The 14169-nt window shown below is 65.6% G+C and carries 14 protein-coding genes; 7 read left to right on the forward strand and 7 right to left on the reverse strand.

Features of this window, described 5'->3' with window-relative positions:
- Positions 1-133: 133 nt before the first annotated feature.
- The 4 genes from yidC to rpmH all read right to left on the reverse strand — a co-directional run bounded on the left by yidC (position 134) and on the right by rpmH (position 2767).
- Positions 134-1843: a membrane protein insertase YidC gene (yidC, locus tag ASD05_RS28430; protein ID WP_056599948.1), complete on the reverse strand. Its 1710-nt coding sequence runs from the start codon at positions 1841-1843 to the stop codon at positions 134-136.
- Positions 1840-2127, reverse strand: a complete 288-nt coding sequence (yidD, locus tag ASD05_RS28435; RefSeq protein WP_007834832.1) for a membrane protein insertion efficiency factor YidD — start codon at positions 2125-2127, stop codon at positions 1840-1842. The genes yidC and yidD overlap by 4 nt, the downstream gene beginning before the upstream one ends.
- Positions 2124-2546 (reverse strand): ribonuclease P protein component, encoded by a 423-nt coding sequence (locus tag ASD05_RS28440; RefSeq protein ID WP_056599951.1) that lies wholly within the window; start codon positions 2544-2546, stop codon positions 2124-2126. Before ASD05_RS28440 ends, yidD begins: the two co-directional genes overlap by 4 nt.
- Positions 2547-2632: 86 nt before the next feature.
- The gene (gene rpmH / locus ASD05_RS28445) at positions 2633-2767 is read right to left on the reverse strand and encodes a 50S ribosomal protein L34 (RefSeq protein ID WP_007834827.1); all 135 of its coding nucleotides are present in this window, start codon (positions 2765-2767) and stop codon (positions 2633-2635) included.
- A 307-nt stretch (positions 2768-3074) separates the two neighbouring features.
- Here rpmH and dnaA point away from each other — a divergent pair, with 307 nt between their 5' ends.
- The 3 genes from dnaA (at position 3075) to gyrB (ending at position 8392) form a co-directional block, all read left to right on the forward strand.
- Positions 3075-4454 (forward strand): chromosomal replication initiator protein DnaA, encoded by a 1380-nt coding sequence (gene dnaA / locus ASD05_RS28450; protein WP_056599955.1) that lies wholly within the window; start codon positions 3075-3077, stop codon positions 4452-4454.
- Positions 4455-4544: 90 nt separating this feature from the next.
- On the forward strand, positions 4545-5651 hold the full coding sequence (gene dnaN / locus ASD05_RS28455; RefSeq protein WP_056599958.1) for a DNA polymerase III subunit beta: 1107 nt from the start codon (positions 4545-4547) through the stop codon (positions 5649-5651).
- A gap of 134 nt (positions 5652-5785) precedes the next feature.
- On the forward strand, positions 5786-8392 hold the full coding sequence (gyrB, locus tag ASD05_RS28460; RefSeq protein WP_056599962.1) for a DNA topoisomerase (ATP-hydrolyzing) subunit B: 2607 nt from the start codon (positions 5786-5788) through the stop codon (positions 8390-8392).
- Positions 8393-8865: 473 nt separating this feature from the next.
- Here gyrB and ASD05_RS28470 read toward each other — a convergent pair whose 3' ends face one another.
- Positions 8866-9123, reverse strand: a complete 258-nt coding sequence (locus ASD05_RS28470) for a hypothetical protein (RefSeq protein ID WP_056599970.1) — start codon at positions 9121-9123, stop codon at positions 8866-8868.
- Between the two features lie 310 nt (positions 9124-9433).
- Between ASD05_RS28470 and ASD05_RS28475 the strand changes: the two genes are divergently transcribed.
- The 3 genes from ASD05_RS28475 (at position 9434) to ASD05_RS28485 (ending at position 11914) form a co-directional block, all read left to right on the forward strand.
- On the forward strand, positions 9434-9952 hold the full coding sequence (locus tag ASD05_RS28475; protein WP_056599973.1) for a carboxypeptidase regulatory-like domain-containing protein: 519 nt from the start codon (positions 9434-9436) through the stop codon (positions 9950-9952).
- An 88-nt stretch (positions 9953-10040) separates the two neighbouring features.
- Entirely contained in the window at positions 10041-10532 is a 492-nt protein-coding gene (locus ASD05_RS28480) for a hypothetical protein (protein ID WP_056599976.1), read from the forward strand.
- A gap of 134 nt (positions 10533-10666) precedes the next feature.
- Positions 10667-11914, forward strand: a complete 1248-nt coding sequence (locus ASD05_RS28485) for a metallophosphoesterase (RefSeq protein WP_056599979.1) — start codon at positions 10667-10669, stop codon at positions 11912-11914.
- 9 nt (positions 11915-11923) lie between these two features.
- On the opposite strand, the gene ASD05_RS28490 is transcribed toward ASD05_RS28485, so the two are convergent.
- On the reverse strand, positions 11924-12421 hold the full coding sequence (locus ASD05_RS28490) for a polyhydroxyalkanoate granule-associated phasin (RefSeq protein ID WP_056599983.1): 498 nt from the start codon (positions 12419-12421) through the stop codon (positions 11924-11926).
- A gap of 346 nt (positions 12422-12767) precedes the next feature.
- Here ASD05_RS28490 and ASD05_RS28495 point away from each other — a divergent pair, with 346 nt between their 5' ends.
- Entirely contained in the window at positions 12768-13205 is a 438-nt protein-coding gene (locus tag ASD05_RS28495; RefSeq protein WP_235508140.1) for an acyloxyacyl hydrolase, read from the forward strand.
- Here the strand turns inward: ASD05_RS28495 and ASD05_RS28500 are convergent.
- Positions 13202-14158 (reverse strand): lysylphosphatidylglycerol synthase domain-containing protein, encoded by a 957-nt coding sequence (locus ASD05_RS28500; protein WP_056599988.1) that lies wholly within the window; start codon positions 14156-14158, stop codon positions 13202-13204. The two genes, ASD05_RS28495 and ASD05_RS28500, sit on opposite strands and share 4 nt — an antisense overlap.
- Positions 14159-14169 lie beyond the last annotated feature (11 nt).

Below are 14169 nucleotides of genomic sequence, written 5' to 3' on the forward strand. Positions count from 1 at the left end.
TCCCATTGATCGCTCTCCAATGAAAAATGCCCTCCAGACCAACGTCTGAAGGGCATTCAAGGCAGACTCAACGCCGACTATTTACACAGACTGTTTCGCGGCCCTTTCGGGGGATGACTGGGGCGTCGTGCGGCTACTTTTTGGCGCCGAGCACACCGAGCCGCTTGTTGATGAACCACTGCTGCGCGATCGACAGCGTGTTGTTCGTGATCCAGTACAGCACCAGGCCGGCCGGGAAGAAGATGAACATCACGCTGAACGCGAGCGGCATGATCCACATCAGCTTGGCCTGCATCGGATCGGGCGGCGTCGGGTTGAGCCAGGTCTGGAACAGCGAGGTGGCCGTCATCACGATCGGCAGGATGTACCAGGGGTCCGGTGCCGACAGGTCGGTGATCCAGCCGATCCACGGGGCGTGGCGCATTTCGACCGACGACAGCAGCACCCAGTAGAGCGCGATGAACACCGGGATTTGGATCACGATGGGGAAGCAGCCGCCCATCGGATTGACCTTCTCGGTCTTGTAGATCCGCATCATTTCCTGCTGCATTTCTTGCGGCTTGTCCTTCAGCCGCTCGCGCATTTCCATGATCTTCGGGTTGATGGCCTTCATCTTGGCCATGCTGGCGTAGGCCTTGGCGTTGAGCCAGTAGAAGGCCGCCTTCAGCAGCACCACGAGCGCCACGATCGCCCAGCCCCAGTTGCCCAGGATGCCGTGCAGTTGCGTGAGCAGCCAGTACAGCGGCTTGGAGATGATCGCGAAGATGCCGTAGTCCTTCACCAGGTCCAGGCCCGGGGCGATGGCTTCGAGCTTCTTTTCTTCTTCGGGGCCGGCGAACAGCGCGCTGTTCACGACCTGCGTGGCGCCCGGCGCGATCTTCGGCAGCGTGGCCACCATGGCGACGGTGAAGAGGTTGTCGCCCAGGTCCTTCACGCGGAATTCGCGGCGCAGCTGTTCGCTGGCCGGATCGCCCTTGAGCAGCCAGGCCGACGCGAAGTAGTGCTGCACCATCGCGATCCAGCCGTCGTTGGCCGGCGGGGGCGGTTCGATCTTGCCCTTGGCGATGTCCTTGAAGTCGAGCTTGTGGAACTTCTTCTCGTTGGTGTACGCGGCCGGGCCGGTGAAGGTGTTGGTGCCGAACATCGTGCCGGCGGCCACGGTGCCGTGGCGCAGCAGCTGCATGTAGAGCTGGGCGTCGCGCGGCTGGTCGCTCACGTTGACCACCTCGTGGCGCACGCCGATGGCGTAGTCGCCGCGGTGGAACACGTAGGTCTTGACGTACTTCAGGCCGCCGACGGGGGCGCTTTCGAAGCCCACTTCCAGCGTATTCTGGCCATCGGCCATTTCACGCGGGCCGGCCTTCGGCGTCATCGGCGTCAGGTGGTTGGGAAAGCGCTCACCCGAGTCGACCGGGTTCAGCAGACCGGTCTGCGCCACATAGCGCGTGGCCGGCGAGCCGTTTTCGAACAGCACGACGCGCTTGGTGCGGTCGGCTTCGTCGTACTTCAGCAGCTCGAGGTGGTTGACCGTGCCGCCTTCGCTGTCGATCGTGGCCTTGAACAGGTCGGTGGTCACGCTGACCTGCTCGCGCGGCGCGGCTGCAGCGGCTTGCGTGGGCACGGCACCGGCGCTGCCGCCGCTCGCGCCCGACGAAGATGCAGCCGGCACGCCGTTGCTGGCAGCGGGTGTGCTGCCAGCAGCAGGGGCGGAGGCCACCGCGGCCGGCTTGCTCGACGGCAGGAAGGTCGGCTTGTTGCCGTTGAAGACCTGCCATTGGTCCCACAGCAGCACCAGCGAGAACCCAAAAATCACCCACAGGATCGTGCGGCGTATATCGTTCATGACGAAGACTTCTTGTCGGAGGAGAGAAGAGACGAAAACAGCGAGCCTGACTTGTCAGTGCGACGCTGTGATTTCGGTGGAACCGGATCGTGCCCGCCATCGCACCATGGCTGGCAGCGCGCGATGCGGTGCAGAGTGAGGTAGCTGCCCTTGAGCGCGCCATGCACTTCCAGCGCCTCGATCGAATACACCGAGCAGGTCGGCGTGAAGCGGCACGACTGGCCGAGCCAGGGGCTCAGCAGCAGGCGGTAGCCCTTCACAAGGCCGATCAGCAGGCGTTTCATGACGAGGAGGAAGCGGGCGGAGGCGCCGAAGCGGGCGCGGAAGAACGCGCCGCCCGCGCCAGCAGCTGCTGGAGCTCGGCGCGCACCGCTGCCTTGAGCTTGTCCGAAGTGGCGCTCACGAATTCCTTGCGGTCGAAACCGGCGCGCAGCCGCACCACGTGCGCAGCACGTGGCAAGCCGACACCGGGTGCGGCGCTCACCGTATAGATCTGGCGCTTGATGGCGTTGCGCGTGACCGCGCGACGCGCCCAGCGCTTGGGCACCATGGCGCCCAGCCAGACATCGTCGGACGCGAACAACGGCGGTGCGCCCGATGCGAGATCGAGCGCACAGCGATGCAATGCGAAATGAGCAGTGCGCGCCACGGTGGCACCTGCGAGGACGGCCTGGAATTGCGCGCGGGTCTTGAGCCGCTGCATGGAAGCCGGACCGGATACGCCAGAAGCGCTGGCTGTGGAAGCCTGCGCTGACGTGTCGGCTGCTGGCAACGGCAGGTGGGCTGCCGTCAGACGGCCAGGCGCTTGCGGCCCTTGGCGCGGCGTGCGTTGATGACGGCGCGGCCGCCGCGAGTCTTCATGCGGACCAGGAAGCCGTGGGTACGGGCGCGGCGGACTTTGGATGCTTGATAAGTGCGTTTCATGGTGATTTCCTATTTCCCTGTTCGCGCCGGTTCTTCGCACAAAAAGCATGAAGTACCTGCGGGCCGCCGGGGGAGCGTGTTTCGGATGGTCCCCGAAAGACGCAAGAGGTTTTCAGGGAAACCCGCAATTATCGCAAACATTGGCCGCCGGAACAATCTTCGAGTGGATTTGCGGGCCTTTCGATCGGCCCGGCGGCGTGTGGATAAGGTTTTGACAAGTTAGAATGCCGGGCGCCTTCCAGCAGAGAATATCCACAATACCTATACCAAAAAATGCCCGAGGGTCTCATCACTTTTTCAAGCGCCCATGTCGACTGACGGCATCGGCGAAAGCCTCTGGCAGGCCTGCGTCGACCAACTCGCGCAGGAGCTGTCAGAGCAGCAGTTCAACACCTGGATCAAGCCCCTGACAGCGCAGGTCGCCGACGACCTCTCGCGCATGACGGTGTTCGTCGCCAACCGCTTCAAGCTCGACTGGATCCGGGCCCAGTACGCCGGCAAGATCGCCGCCATGGCCGAGAAGATGTACGGCCAGCCGGTCGCCATTGAGTTAGCGCTTGCTCCTCGCGAAGCGACCGTCCGTCCTGCACCTGTGGCCGTCATGGCCGAAACCGACGTGCCGCGCGACGTGGCCGGCCCGGGCGAGGAGCCGGCCGCCGCCGGCTTCAAGAACAGGCTGAATTCCGGTCTCACCTTCGACACCCTGGTCGAGGGCACGGCCAACCGCATGGCGCGCGCCGCGGCCATGCACGTGGCCGGCATGCCGGGTCATCTTTACAACCCGCTTTTCATCTACGGCGGCGTCGGCCTGGGCAAGACCCACCTGATGCACGCTGTGGGTAACCGGCTGCTGGCCGACAAGGCGGACTCCAAAGTTCTCTACATCCACGCCGAGCAGTTCGTCTCGGATGTGGTCAAAGCCTATCAGCGCAAGACTTTCGATGAGTTCAAGGAGCGCTATCACTCGCTCGATCTGTTGCTGATCGACGATGTGCAGTTCTTCGCCAACAAGGACCGGACGCAGGAAGAATTCTTCAATGCGTTCGAGGCCCTGCTCGCCAAGAAGTCGCACATCGTGATGACCAGCGACACCTATCCGAAGGGCCTGGCCGACATCCACGAACGCCTGGTGTCGCGCTTCGATTCGGGCCTCACGGTGGCCATCGAACCGCCCGAACTCGAAATGCGCGTGGCCATCCTGATCAACAAGGCGCGCGCCGAATCGGCCGAAATGCCGGAAGAAGTGGCCTTCTTCGTCGCCAAGAACGTGCGCTCCAACGTGCGCGAACTCGAAGGCGCGCTGCGCAAGATCCTGGCCTACTCGCGCTTCAACCAGAAGGAAATCTCGATCGCTCTGGCGCGCGAGGCGCTGCGCGACCTCCTGTCGATCCAGAACCGTCAGATCTCGGTCGAGAATATCCAGAAGACGGTCGCCGACTACTACAAGATCAAGGTCGCCGACATGTACAGCAAGAAGCGCCCGGCCAGCATTGCGCGACCGCGGCAGATCGCGATGTACCTGGCCAAGGAGCTTACGCAGAAAAGCCTGCCCGAAATCGGCGAGCTGTTCGGTGGGCGCGATCACACGACGGTGCTGCACGCGGTGCGCAAGATCTCGGGCGAGCGCCAGCAGCTCACCGAGCTCAACCAGCAGCTTCACGTGCTCGAGCAGACGCTCAAGGGCTGACCGCCGAATGTCATCAAGAAAGCCCCTCGCGACAGCGGAGAATGGCGCCCTTACAAGCTGATTCAAAGAGATAGAGAAGAGGAAGAAGACATGATCGTTTTGAAGGCAAACCAAGACAAAGTCCTCGCCGCGCTGCAGTCGGTGGCGGGCATCGTGGAGCGGCGTCACACCTTGCCGATCCTGGCGAACGTGCTGATCCGCAAGACCGGTGGCCAGCTGCAGCTGACCACCAGCGACCTCGAAATCCAGATCCGCACCACCGCCGAGCTCGGCGGCGACGAAGGCAACTTCACCACCACCATCGGCGCGCGCAAGCTGATCGACATTCTGCGCACCATGCCGGCCGACCAGACCGTGAGCCTCGAGTCGAGCGCGAGCAAGCTGGTGCTCAAGGGCGGAAAGAGCCGCTTCACGCTGCAGTCGCTGCCCGCCGAAGACTTCCCGCTGGTGCAGGAAGCCGCTAATTTCGGCCCTGTGTTCAGCGTGCCGCAGAAGACGCTGAAGGACCTGCTCTCGCAGGTTTCGTTCGCGATGGCCGTGCACGACATCCGCTACTACCTGAACGGCATCCTGTTCGTGGCCGAAGGCAAGCAGTTGAGCCTGGTCGCCACCGACGGCCACCGCCTGGCGTTTTCTTCCGCCATGCTCGACGTCGAGGTGCCGCGCCAGGAAGTCATTCTTCCGCGCAAGACCGTGATCGAAATGCAGCGCCTGCTGTCGGACGCCGAGGGCGCCATCGAGATGCAGTTCGCGAACAACCAGGCCAAGTTCAGCTTTGGCGGCATGGAGTTCGTCACCAAGCTGGTCGAGGGCAAGTTCCCCGACTACAACCGCGTGATCCCGAAGAACCACAAGAACAGCGTCACGCTGGGCCGCGCGCCGCTGCTGGCCAGCCTGCAGCGCACCGCCATCCTGACGAGCGAGAAGTTCAAGGGCGTGCGCCTGAACATCGAGCCCGGCACGCTGCGCATCGCGTCGAACAACGCCGAGCAGGAAGAAGCGCAGGACGAACTCGACATCGACTACGGCGGCGACGCCATCGAGATCGGCTTCAACGTCACCTACCTGATCGACGCGCTGTCGAACATGGACCAGGACATGGTCAAGCTCGACCTTGCCGACTCCAACAGCTCGGCGTTACTGACCATCCCCGAGAACGCATCCTTCAAGTACGTCGTGATGCCGATGCGTATCTAGCAGACAGACCCCGAAGCGCCTTGCGCACACAGCCCGCGGCCCTCCGCGGGTTTGCGCTTTCAAGAGGCGGCGAATTGAGCTTTTGAGAGCCCGAAAAATCACGTGAATGCCGTGAGAGACAGAGGAATATCCGAATGAGTGCTGAAGAAAACAAGCCCGAAGTGCCGCACACCGAGCCGGTCTACACCCCTGAAGTTCAGGTCGTGCCGCCCGACGCCAGCTACGGCGAGGGCTCCATCACGATCCTCGAGGGCCTCGAGGCCGTGCGCAAGCGCCCCGGCATGTACATCGGCGACACCTCCGACGGCACCGGTCTGCACCATCTGGTTTTCGAAGTCGTCGACAACTCCATCGACGAAGCGCTGGCCGGCTACTGCGACGACATCGTCGTCACGATCCACACCGACAACTCCATCAGCGTCACCGACAACGGCCGTGGCATTCCCACCGGCGTGAAGATGGACGACAAGCACGAGCCCAAGCGCTCGGCCGCCGAAATCGCGCTGACCGAACTGCACGCCGGCGGCAAGTTCAACCAGAACAGCTACAAGGTGTCGGGTGGCCTGCACGGCGTGGGCGTGAGCTGCGTGAACGCGCTGAGCGTGATGCTGCGCCTCGTGGTGCGCCGTGAAGGCAAGATCCACGAACTCGAATTCAGCCGCGGCTTCGTGCAGGACCGCCTGCTCGAAACGGTGAACGGCGTCGAAGTCTCGCCCATGAAGATCATCGGCGACACCGACAAGCGCGGCACCGAGGTTCACTTCCTGCCGGACACCGAGATCTTCAAGGAGAACTCGGACTTCCACTACGAAATCCTCAGCAAGCGCCTGCGCGAACTGAGCTTCCTGAACAACGGCGTGCGCATCCGCCTGAAGGACGAGCGCACCGGCAAGGAAGACGACTTCTCCGGCGCCGGCGGCGTGCGCGGCTTCGTGGAGTTCATCAACAAGGGCAAGACCGTCCTGCACCCGAACTCGTTCTACGCCGAGGGCGAACGCCCGGCCGACACCTACGGCGGCATCCCCGGCACGCACATCGGCGTCGAAGTGGCGATGCAGTGGAACAGCGGCTACAACGAGCAGGTTCTCTGCTTCACCAACAACATCCCGCAGCGTGACGGCGGCACCCACCTCACGGGTCTGCGCGCCGCGATGACCCGCGTCATCAACAAGTACATCGAAGAGAACGAGTTCGCCAAGAAGGCCAAGGTCGAAGTCACCGGCGACGACATGCGCGAAGGCCTGTGCTGCGTGTTGAGCGTGAAGGTGCCCGAGCCCAAGTTCTCGAGCCAGACCAAGGACAAGCTGGTGTCCAGCGAAGTGCGCGCGCCGGTGGAAGACATCGTCGGCAAGCTGCTGACCGACTACCTGCAGGAACGCCCGAACGACGCCAAGATCATCTGCGGCAAGATCGTCGAGGCTGCCCGCGCCCGCGAGGCCGCCCGCAAGGCCCGCGAAATGACGCGCCGCAAGGGCGTGCTCGACGGCATGGGCCTGCCCGGCAAGCTGGCCGACTGCCAGGAAAAAGATCCGGCGCTGTGCGAGGTCTACCTGGTGGAGGGTGACTCCGCCGGCGGCTCCGCCAAGCAGGGCCGCGACCGGAAGTTCCAGGCCATCCTGCCGCTGCGCGGCAAGATCCTGAACGTGGAAAAAGCGCGCTACGAGAAGCTGCTGACCAGCAACGAAATTCTCACGATGATCACCGCGCTGGGCACCGGCATCGGCCGTGCCGGCGCAACCACTGCGGGCGGCGGCGCGGACGACTTCAACGTCGCCAAGCTGCGCTACCACCGCATCATCATCATGACCGACGCCGACGTCGACGGCGCCCACATCCGCACGCTGCTGCTCACGTTCTTCTACCGGCAGATGCCCGAGCTGGTCGAGCGCGGCCACATCTACATCGCGCAGCCGCCGCTGTACAAGGTGAAGGTCGGCAAGGAAGAGCAGTACCTGAAGGACGGCCCCGCGCTGGACGCATTCCTGCTCAAGGTGGCATTGAAGGACGCGAGCCTGCAGACCGGCGGCGCGAACTCCACCACGCTGAGCGGCGACACCCTGGGCGAGCTGGCGCGCAAGCACCAGGTGGCCGAGGCCGTCATTGCGCGCCTGCGCAACTTCATGGACGCCGAGGCGCTGCGCGCGATTGCCGACGGCGTGGCGCTCGACCTCGACACCACGCCCGCCGCCGAGGCTTCGGCCGTCGCGCTGCAGGCCAAGCTGCGCGAGCTCAACACGACCGGCGTGCCGGCCGAGGTGAGCAGCGAGTTCGACGCCCGCACCGACAAGCCGCTGCTGCGCATCAGCCGCCGCCACCACGGCAACATCAAGAGCAGCGTGCTCACGCAGGACTTCGTCCACGGCGCCGACTACGCAGCGCTCGCCGAAGCCGCCAACACCTTCCGCGGCCTGCTGAGCCCCGAAGGCGCTCTGGTGAAACGCGGCGAAGGCGAACGCGCCAAGGAAGAAAAGGTCGACGACTTCCGCCAGGCCATGAAGTGGCTGATCAGCGAAGCCGAGCGCGCCACCTCGCGCCAGCGCTACAAGGGCCTGGGCGAGATGAACCCCGAGCAGCTGTGGGAAACCACGATGGACCCGACCGTGCGGCGCCTGCTGCGCGTGCAGATCGACGACGCGATCGAAGCGGATCGCGTGTTCACGATGCTGATGGGCGACGAGGTCGAGCCGCGTCGGGAGTTCATCGAGCAGAACGCGCTGCGGGCGGCGAATATCGACGTGTGACGATGGTCGTCACCGACGCGCGCGGCCCCGTGCCGCACCGCTGAAGAGCCTGAGAACGCCCGGTCACCCGGGCGTTTCTCATTGCAGGCGCAAGGTCGTGGCGAGCCCGCCGTTCGAGCACGGGCCGTCGGAATATTCGGCTTCGCCCGACGGGCCGATGCACTTGGTCACCTCGACGGTGGGCGTTGCCACGCGGGGAGGCTCGACAGGGGCACGTTCCAGCGGAACGAGAGACGCGACGGGGAGGGCAGCCGGCCTCGCAGGCGGCGCAGCTTCCTCGCGATCGCTCGTCACGGGCGGCTGGACGAACGCAGCCGGGACGCTCGCCTGAACCGGCGCGCGTGCCGCGCTCTCACGCACCAGCCCCTGGAGGGTTGCATAGAACAGGCACATCGCAACGAGTGCCACCCCGAGGCACGGCGCCCAATACTGCGGCGGCCCCCAAGGCCCGAAGGACCGGCCAGGCCGTCCTCTCAGCGCCGCAGCCATGGCCAGCCCCCGGCCTGCAATGCGCCTGCCAACCGGGCGATCCCGCCGGTGCCGCTCGCCGCGCGCCCGATCAGGGCGCCGCCTGCCGCACCGACCGCGATGCGCGTCAGGAACGAGCGGCTGCGGCCCGCCGCCAGCAGCAGCAAGACGCCGGCGCCCAGCACGGCGAGGTGCTCGCCGGGATAGTCGGCGCGCGCGGCATCCACTTTCCTGAAGTCGTCGATGGTCGATTGGAGTGTCATGGCTGAAGCTCCTTGTTTGCGTTCAACCGTTCTTAGCTCGCACCGCCATGCACGGCTGTAGGCGCGCGCCATGCCCGCCGGCGGAATCCGTCCCGAAAACGCCGCAGACCAAGGCGCATCAGGGTTTCCCTGAGGTTTGTCAGCAAAAGTACCGGCAATGCACGTCACAAGGCCGTCATCAGCTATGAAAACAATAGCATTCACCTCCAATCCGAAGATCGTTCCTCGTAAACGCTATATCTAGCCCGACTCTTGCTAAGCAAAATCCCCGACGGATTTCACGTCACGCAAGATCGAGGACCACACAGCAATGAACCCTACGCGTCTCCGCCGGCCCCTGGCCGCGCTGGTATTGGGCGGTACAGCAGCATTCCTCGGGGCCGTGACTTCAGCCCACGCGTTCTCGAACCCGCCCATCCAGGTGGCGCAGGGTATCGAGTACATGTGCGGCGGCGCCGCCAAGGACGAAGCCGCGTTCATGGAAATGGTGTCGCCGCGCTGGGCCGCGACCATCGATTTCGGCGTGAGCGACGGCAAGGGTGCAGGGGTGCCCGGCTTTCCCGCCAAGGCCCTCATTGAAATACGCCAGAAATACACCGGCCAGGTCGTGATGGACGTGCAGTCGCAAGGCCCCTACATGCTCGCGCGCCTCAATCCGGGCGCCTATGACGTGAACGTGACGCTGGGCGGCCTCACACTGACACAGTCGCTGGTGGTGATTGCCGGCATGCCGGCGCGTGCGTCGTTCGTGTGGCCCTCGAATTTCGACATGGCCTCGGTGGCGCCGTCGTTGCCGCAGGCGCTGGCGCAGACGTCCACCGCCCGTTGAGTGTTTTTCCGGTCAGCCTTTCCTAAGCCGCGAACCGCATAGTGACGTCGTGGCTTCTCGCCACGACGACAAGGAAAGGATTCCGACCATGAGCACCCGTTTTCCATCATCGCGCGCGATGCGGCCGCTGGCGGCCGCTCTGTTCTGCGCCGCCGTTGTGCTCGGCGCGCTTTCGCCTGCCCAGGCGGCGGTGAACCCGCCGATCTACATGGCGCACGGTGTCGAATACATGAGCGGCGGCATCGGCAGCGACGAGGCCCAGCTGATGGAGACGGTGTCGCCGCGCTGGCCCGCCACCTTCGAATTCGCGGTCAAGGACAGCAAGGGCGCCGACTTCGCGGCCAACGTGCACGTGACGGTGCGCGACAGCAGCGGCACCGCGCTGCTCGACAACGTGGTGTCGGGCGGGCCGTTCATGGTGGCGCGCCTCGATCCGGGCACCTATGAGGTCGAGGCCCGCATTGGCAGCCAGGTGCTGAAGCAGCAGCTGCACGTGCTGCAGGGCGCGCCGGCCAAGGCGAGCTTCACCTGGCCGGCAGGCACCGACATGGCTTCGGCCGGCACGCGCACGGTGCAGTAGCGCGGCGAAAGTGGGCGCCGGCACCGCGGCGGACCGGTGCCGTTCTTGCGGGCCCGGCCGAGCCATGAAGCCTGCTATCCGGGCGCATCGCGCTATAGAAAAAATAGCTACCGCCGCGCTTCCCGGCGCCTTGAATGCGCGGCATGCGCCTTGCAGATGAGGTGTCCCGGGCAGTGCCCGATTTCATTGCCCCGATGCCGATCCGCCCCCTGAGCGCCCTGACCGCGCTGTTGCACGTCTATATCGCGCTGCGCCTGCTGCCCGCGCTGGCCGTGCTCACGCCCGCGTGGCCGCTGGCGCTGCTCGCGCTCGCGGTGTCGGCGGTCACGATTCCGCTGCCTTTCGTGTCGCGCCGCGCCGGACGCGATGCCGCCACGGGCGATGTGCTCAAGTGGATCGGCCTGATCGGCATGGGCTGGTTCTCGTCGATGTTCGTGCTCACGCTGCTGCGCGACGCTGGCCTGCTGCTCGCCTGGCTCGCAAGCGCGCTGGGCGGCGTGCCGGTGCAGTGGAATGTGCTGCAGCCATGGAGCGCGCTGGCCGTGCTGGCGATGGCCACGGCCACGTCGGCGATCGGTTTCCTCAATGCGCGCCGCACGGCCGGCGTGAAGCGGGTGGAGGTGCCCATCCGCGGCCTGCCGCAGGCGCTCGAAGGTTTCACGATCGCGCAGCTCAGCGACATCCACGTGGGACCGACGATCCGGAACGCGTACATCCAGCGCATCGTCGACGCGGTGAATCGCCTGGGCGCGGACGCCATCGCGATCACCGGCGACCTGGTCGACGGCACCGTGCCGGAACTGCGCGAGCACATCGCGCCGCTGGCCGGTCTGCGTGCGCGCCACGGCACCTTCGTGGTCACGGGCAACCACGAGTATTACGCGGGCGCGCATGCCTGGATCGACGAGCTGCGCCGGCTCGGCCTGAAGGTGCTGCTCAACGAGCACGTGGTGCTGCAGACGCGCAACGTGCGCGGTGCGCAGACCGATGAAGAGCTGTTCGAAAGCGCGCTGGTACTTGCTGGCGTGACCGACTTTACCGCTGGGCATTTCGACGCGGCGCACACCAGCGATCCGCACCTGGCGCTGCACGACGCGCCGCCGCTGGTGCACACGCGCGTGCTGCTCGCGCACCAGCCGCGCAGCGCGCCACTGGCTGCGGCGGCCGGCTACCAGCTGCAGCTGTCTGGCCACACGCACGGCGGCCAGTTCTTTCCCTGGAACCTGTTCGTGCCGATGCAGCAGCCTTTCACGGCCGGCCTGCACCGCCTGCAGGACATGTGGGTGTACGTGAGCCGGGGCACCGGCTACTGGGGCCCGCCGAAGCGCTTTGGCGCGCCTTCCGAAATCACGCTGCTGACGCTGGTGCCGGCGAAGTCCTGAAGAGTCTGCTCAGGATTCCAGTTCGGCCAGCCGGCGTGCGTTGGAGGTAGCCGCCGCGTGGATCGGCTCCAGGCCCTCTCGTGCGATGCGCGCCGCGATTTCCGGCAGCTGGCTCGCGGCATCGACCGTGCCTGCGGCCGATTGCACGAACGCATCGCCATGCGCGGCCGCCTGGGCCGGCGTGACGCTGCCCGCCAGCAAGAAGAAGGCCGTCGTGCCCTGGACCCATTGCTGCAGCACCCGGCTGGCGAGCGAGAAATGGCTGCTGTGCCACTGCTTCGCCATCGCGATGCCAGCCTCGCTTGCAGCCGCCAACTTTTCCTGCCCCATGAGCTGGAATTCCGCGAGGTCGGCCGCACTGGGCGTGAGCCCGGCCTTGGCGATGCGCTCGGTGCGCATGCGGATCACGGAGCCGGACGACAGCAGCATCTCCTGGGTCTTGAAGGCCAGGTCGAACCACTGCACGAGCGGATTGGCCAGGCGGGCGGCGGAGGTGAGGGAGGGCATGAGGGCAGTGCGCTGGAGGAGGTCGGGTCACTATAGGCTTCGTCGGCCCGAAAATGCTGCAGTGCAGCAAATCCGACACTGCATTTTTATTGATCGGGTCCTACTTCCCGATGTGGAAATTACGTGCCGAGCGAATGCTGAACAGGGTTGAGATTGATGGCGTCTTCCTGTTTCAGGTCACTCCATCACGGGCCGCATCATGAGATTTCGCGTCGCCACACCTCTCCGGGCCGCCCTGTTCACGGCCCTTTCGGCCCTTTTGGCTCTTCCGGGCGCGGCGGCCCATGCATTCGAAGACAGCGCAACGGGCATGTACGTTGAGGGAGGCCGCGCCCCGCACGGGCAAATGGGCAGCGCCGATTCGGCCACGGTGGGCATGACCTTCCCATGGTCACCGCGCCAGCCGGTGCGCGAAGGCGCACTCTCGGGCTACTGGGATGTGTACCTGAGCAACTGGCATGCGCCCGCCCTCGGCAACGGCCCGCGCAACTACACGCAGATCGGCGCCGTCTACACCTGGCGCTACCGCTTCGACCATGGCGACTCGCCCTGGTTTGCCGAAGGCGGCGTCGGCGGCAGCGTGATGGATCACGTCTACAGGACACCCGACCGCAGCTTCAGCACCGCCTTCCAGTTCACGGAGGTGCTGGGCATCGGACGCAGCTTCGGCGAACACGGCGCGCATGAACTGTCGCTGCGCGTGCAGCACTTCTCGAATGGCGGCATCAAGAAACCGAACCCGGGCGAGACCTTCGTCCGGCTGCGCTACGCCTATCGCTTCTAGCGCCCCGCCATTCCCAGCCGCTTCGCTCTCGCCTCCGTCACCAGATAGCCCAGCGCGGCCACCATCAGCGGCAGCAGGTAGTACAGGCCGCGATAGGCCAGCAGCGCGCCGAGCAGCTGGGCTTCCGGCACCTCGTGAGACAGCAGCGCCACGAACACCGCCTCGAGCACGCCGAGCCCCGCCGGCACGTGCGTGACGACGCCGGCCACCGCCGCCACCAGCAGCACCGCGAGCACCTGCGGATAGCCGACCTGACCCTGCAGCAGGAACCAGATCACGCCGCCAATCAGCGACCAGTTGGTGCATGACATGGCGAGCTGCAGCAGTGCCATCGCCAGCCCCGGCGTCCTGAACGCATGGCCGCGCACGCGCCAGACGCGCCCCTTCGCCGCTGCGCACAGCACCAGGTAGGCCAGGGCCACCATCAGCAGCACCGCGCCGAGCATGCGCAGGTCCTCGTGGTCGATCTTCCAGCCGGGCGGCAGCGTCATCGGCCAGAAAAGGAATGCCGCACCGGCCACCACGAGGTAGCCGAGCCAGTTGGTCAGCATGCTGAAGCCGAGCACGCGCGTGATGGTCTCGTTCCCGAGGCCCAGGCGCGAATAGAGCCGGTAGCGGAAGGCCACGCCGCCCACCAGCGACCCGAGGTTGAGGTTGAAGGCGTAGCTGATGAAAGTCACGCCCATCACCGTGCCCGTGCCGAGCCGATGCCGCGTCAGGTGCCGGCCCAGCAGGTCGTAGGTGCTGTAGAGCGCGAAGCTGCAGGCCGCCAGCGCACCGGCCGCAAGCAGGGCGACGGCAGGCAGCGAGTGGATCGCGTCGAACACCTCGTCCCAGTGGATGGTGCGCGCCTGCCGCACGAGCAGCCACGCGATCAGCGCGAAGAAGCCCCACGTCGCCGCGCGGCGAATCCAGGGCCACCAGCCGTGGCGGGAGAGGGCCATGGTGCTCATCGATTCGATGC

The organism is Variovorax sp. Root434, assembly GCF_001426595.1.
Lineage (GTDB): Bacteria > Pseudomonadota > Gammaproteobacteria > Burkholderiales > Burkholderiaceae_C > Variovorax.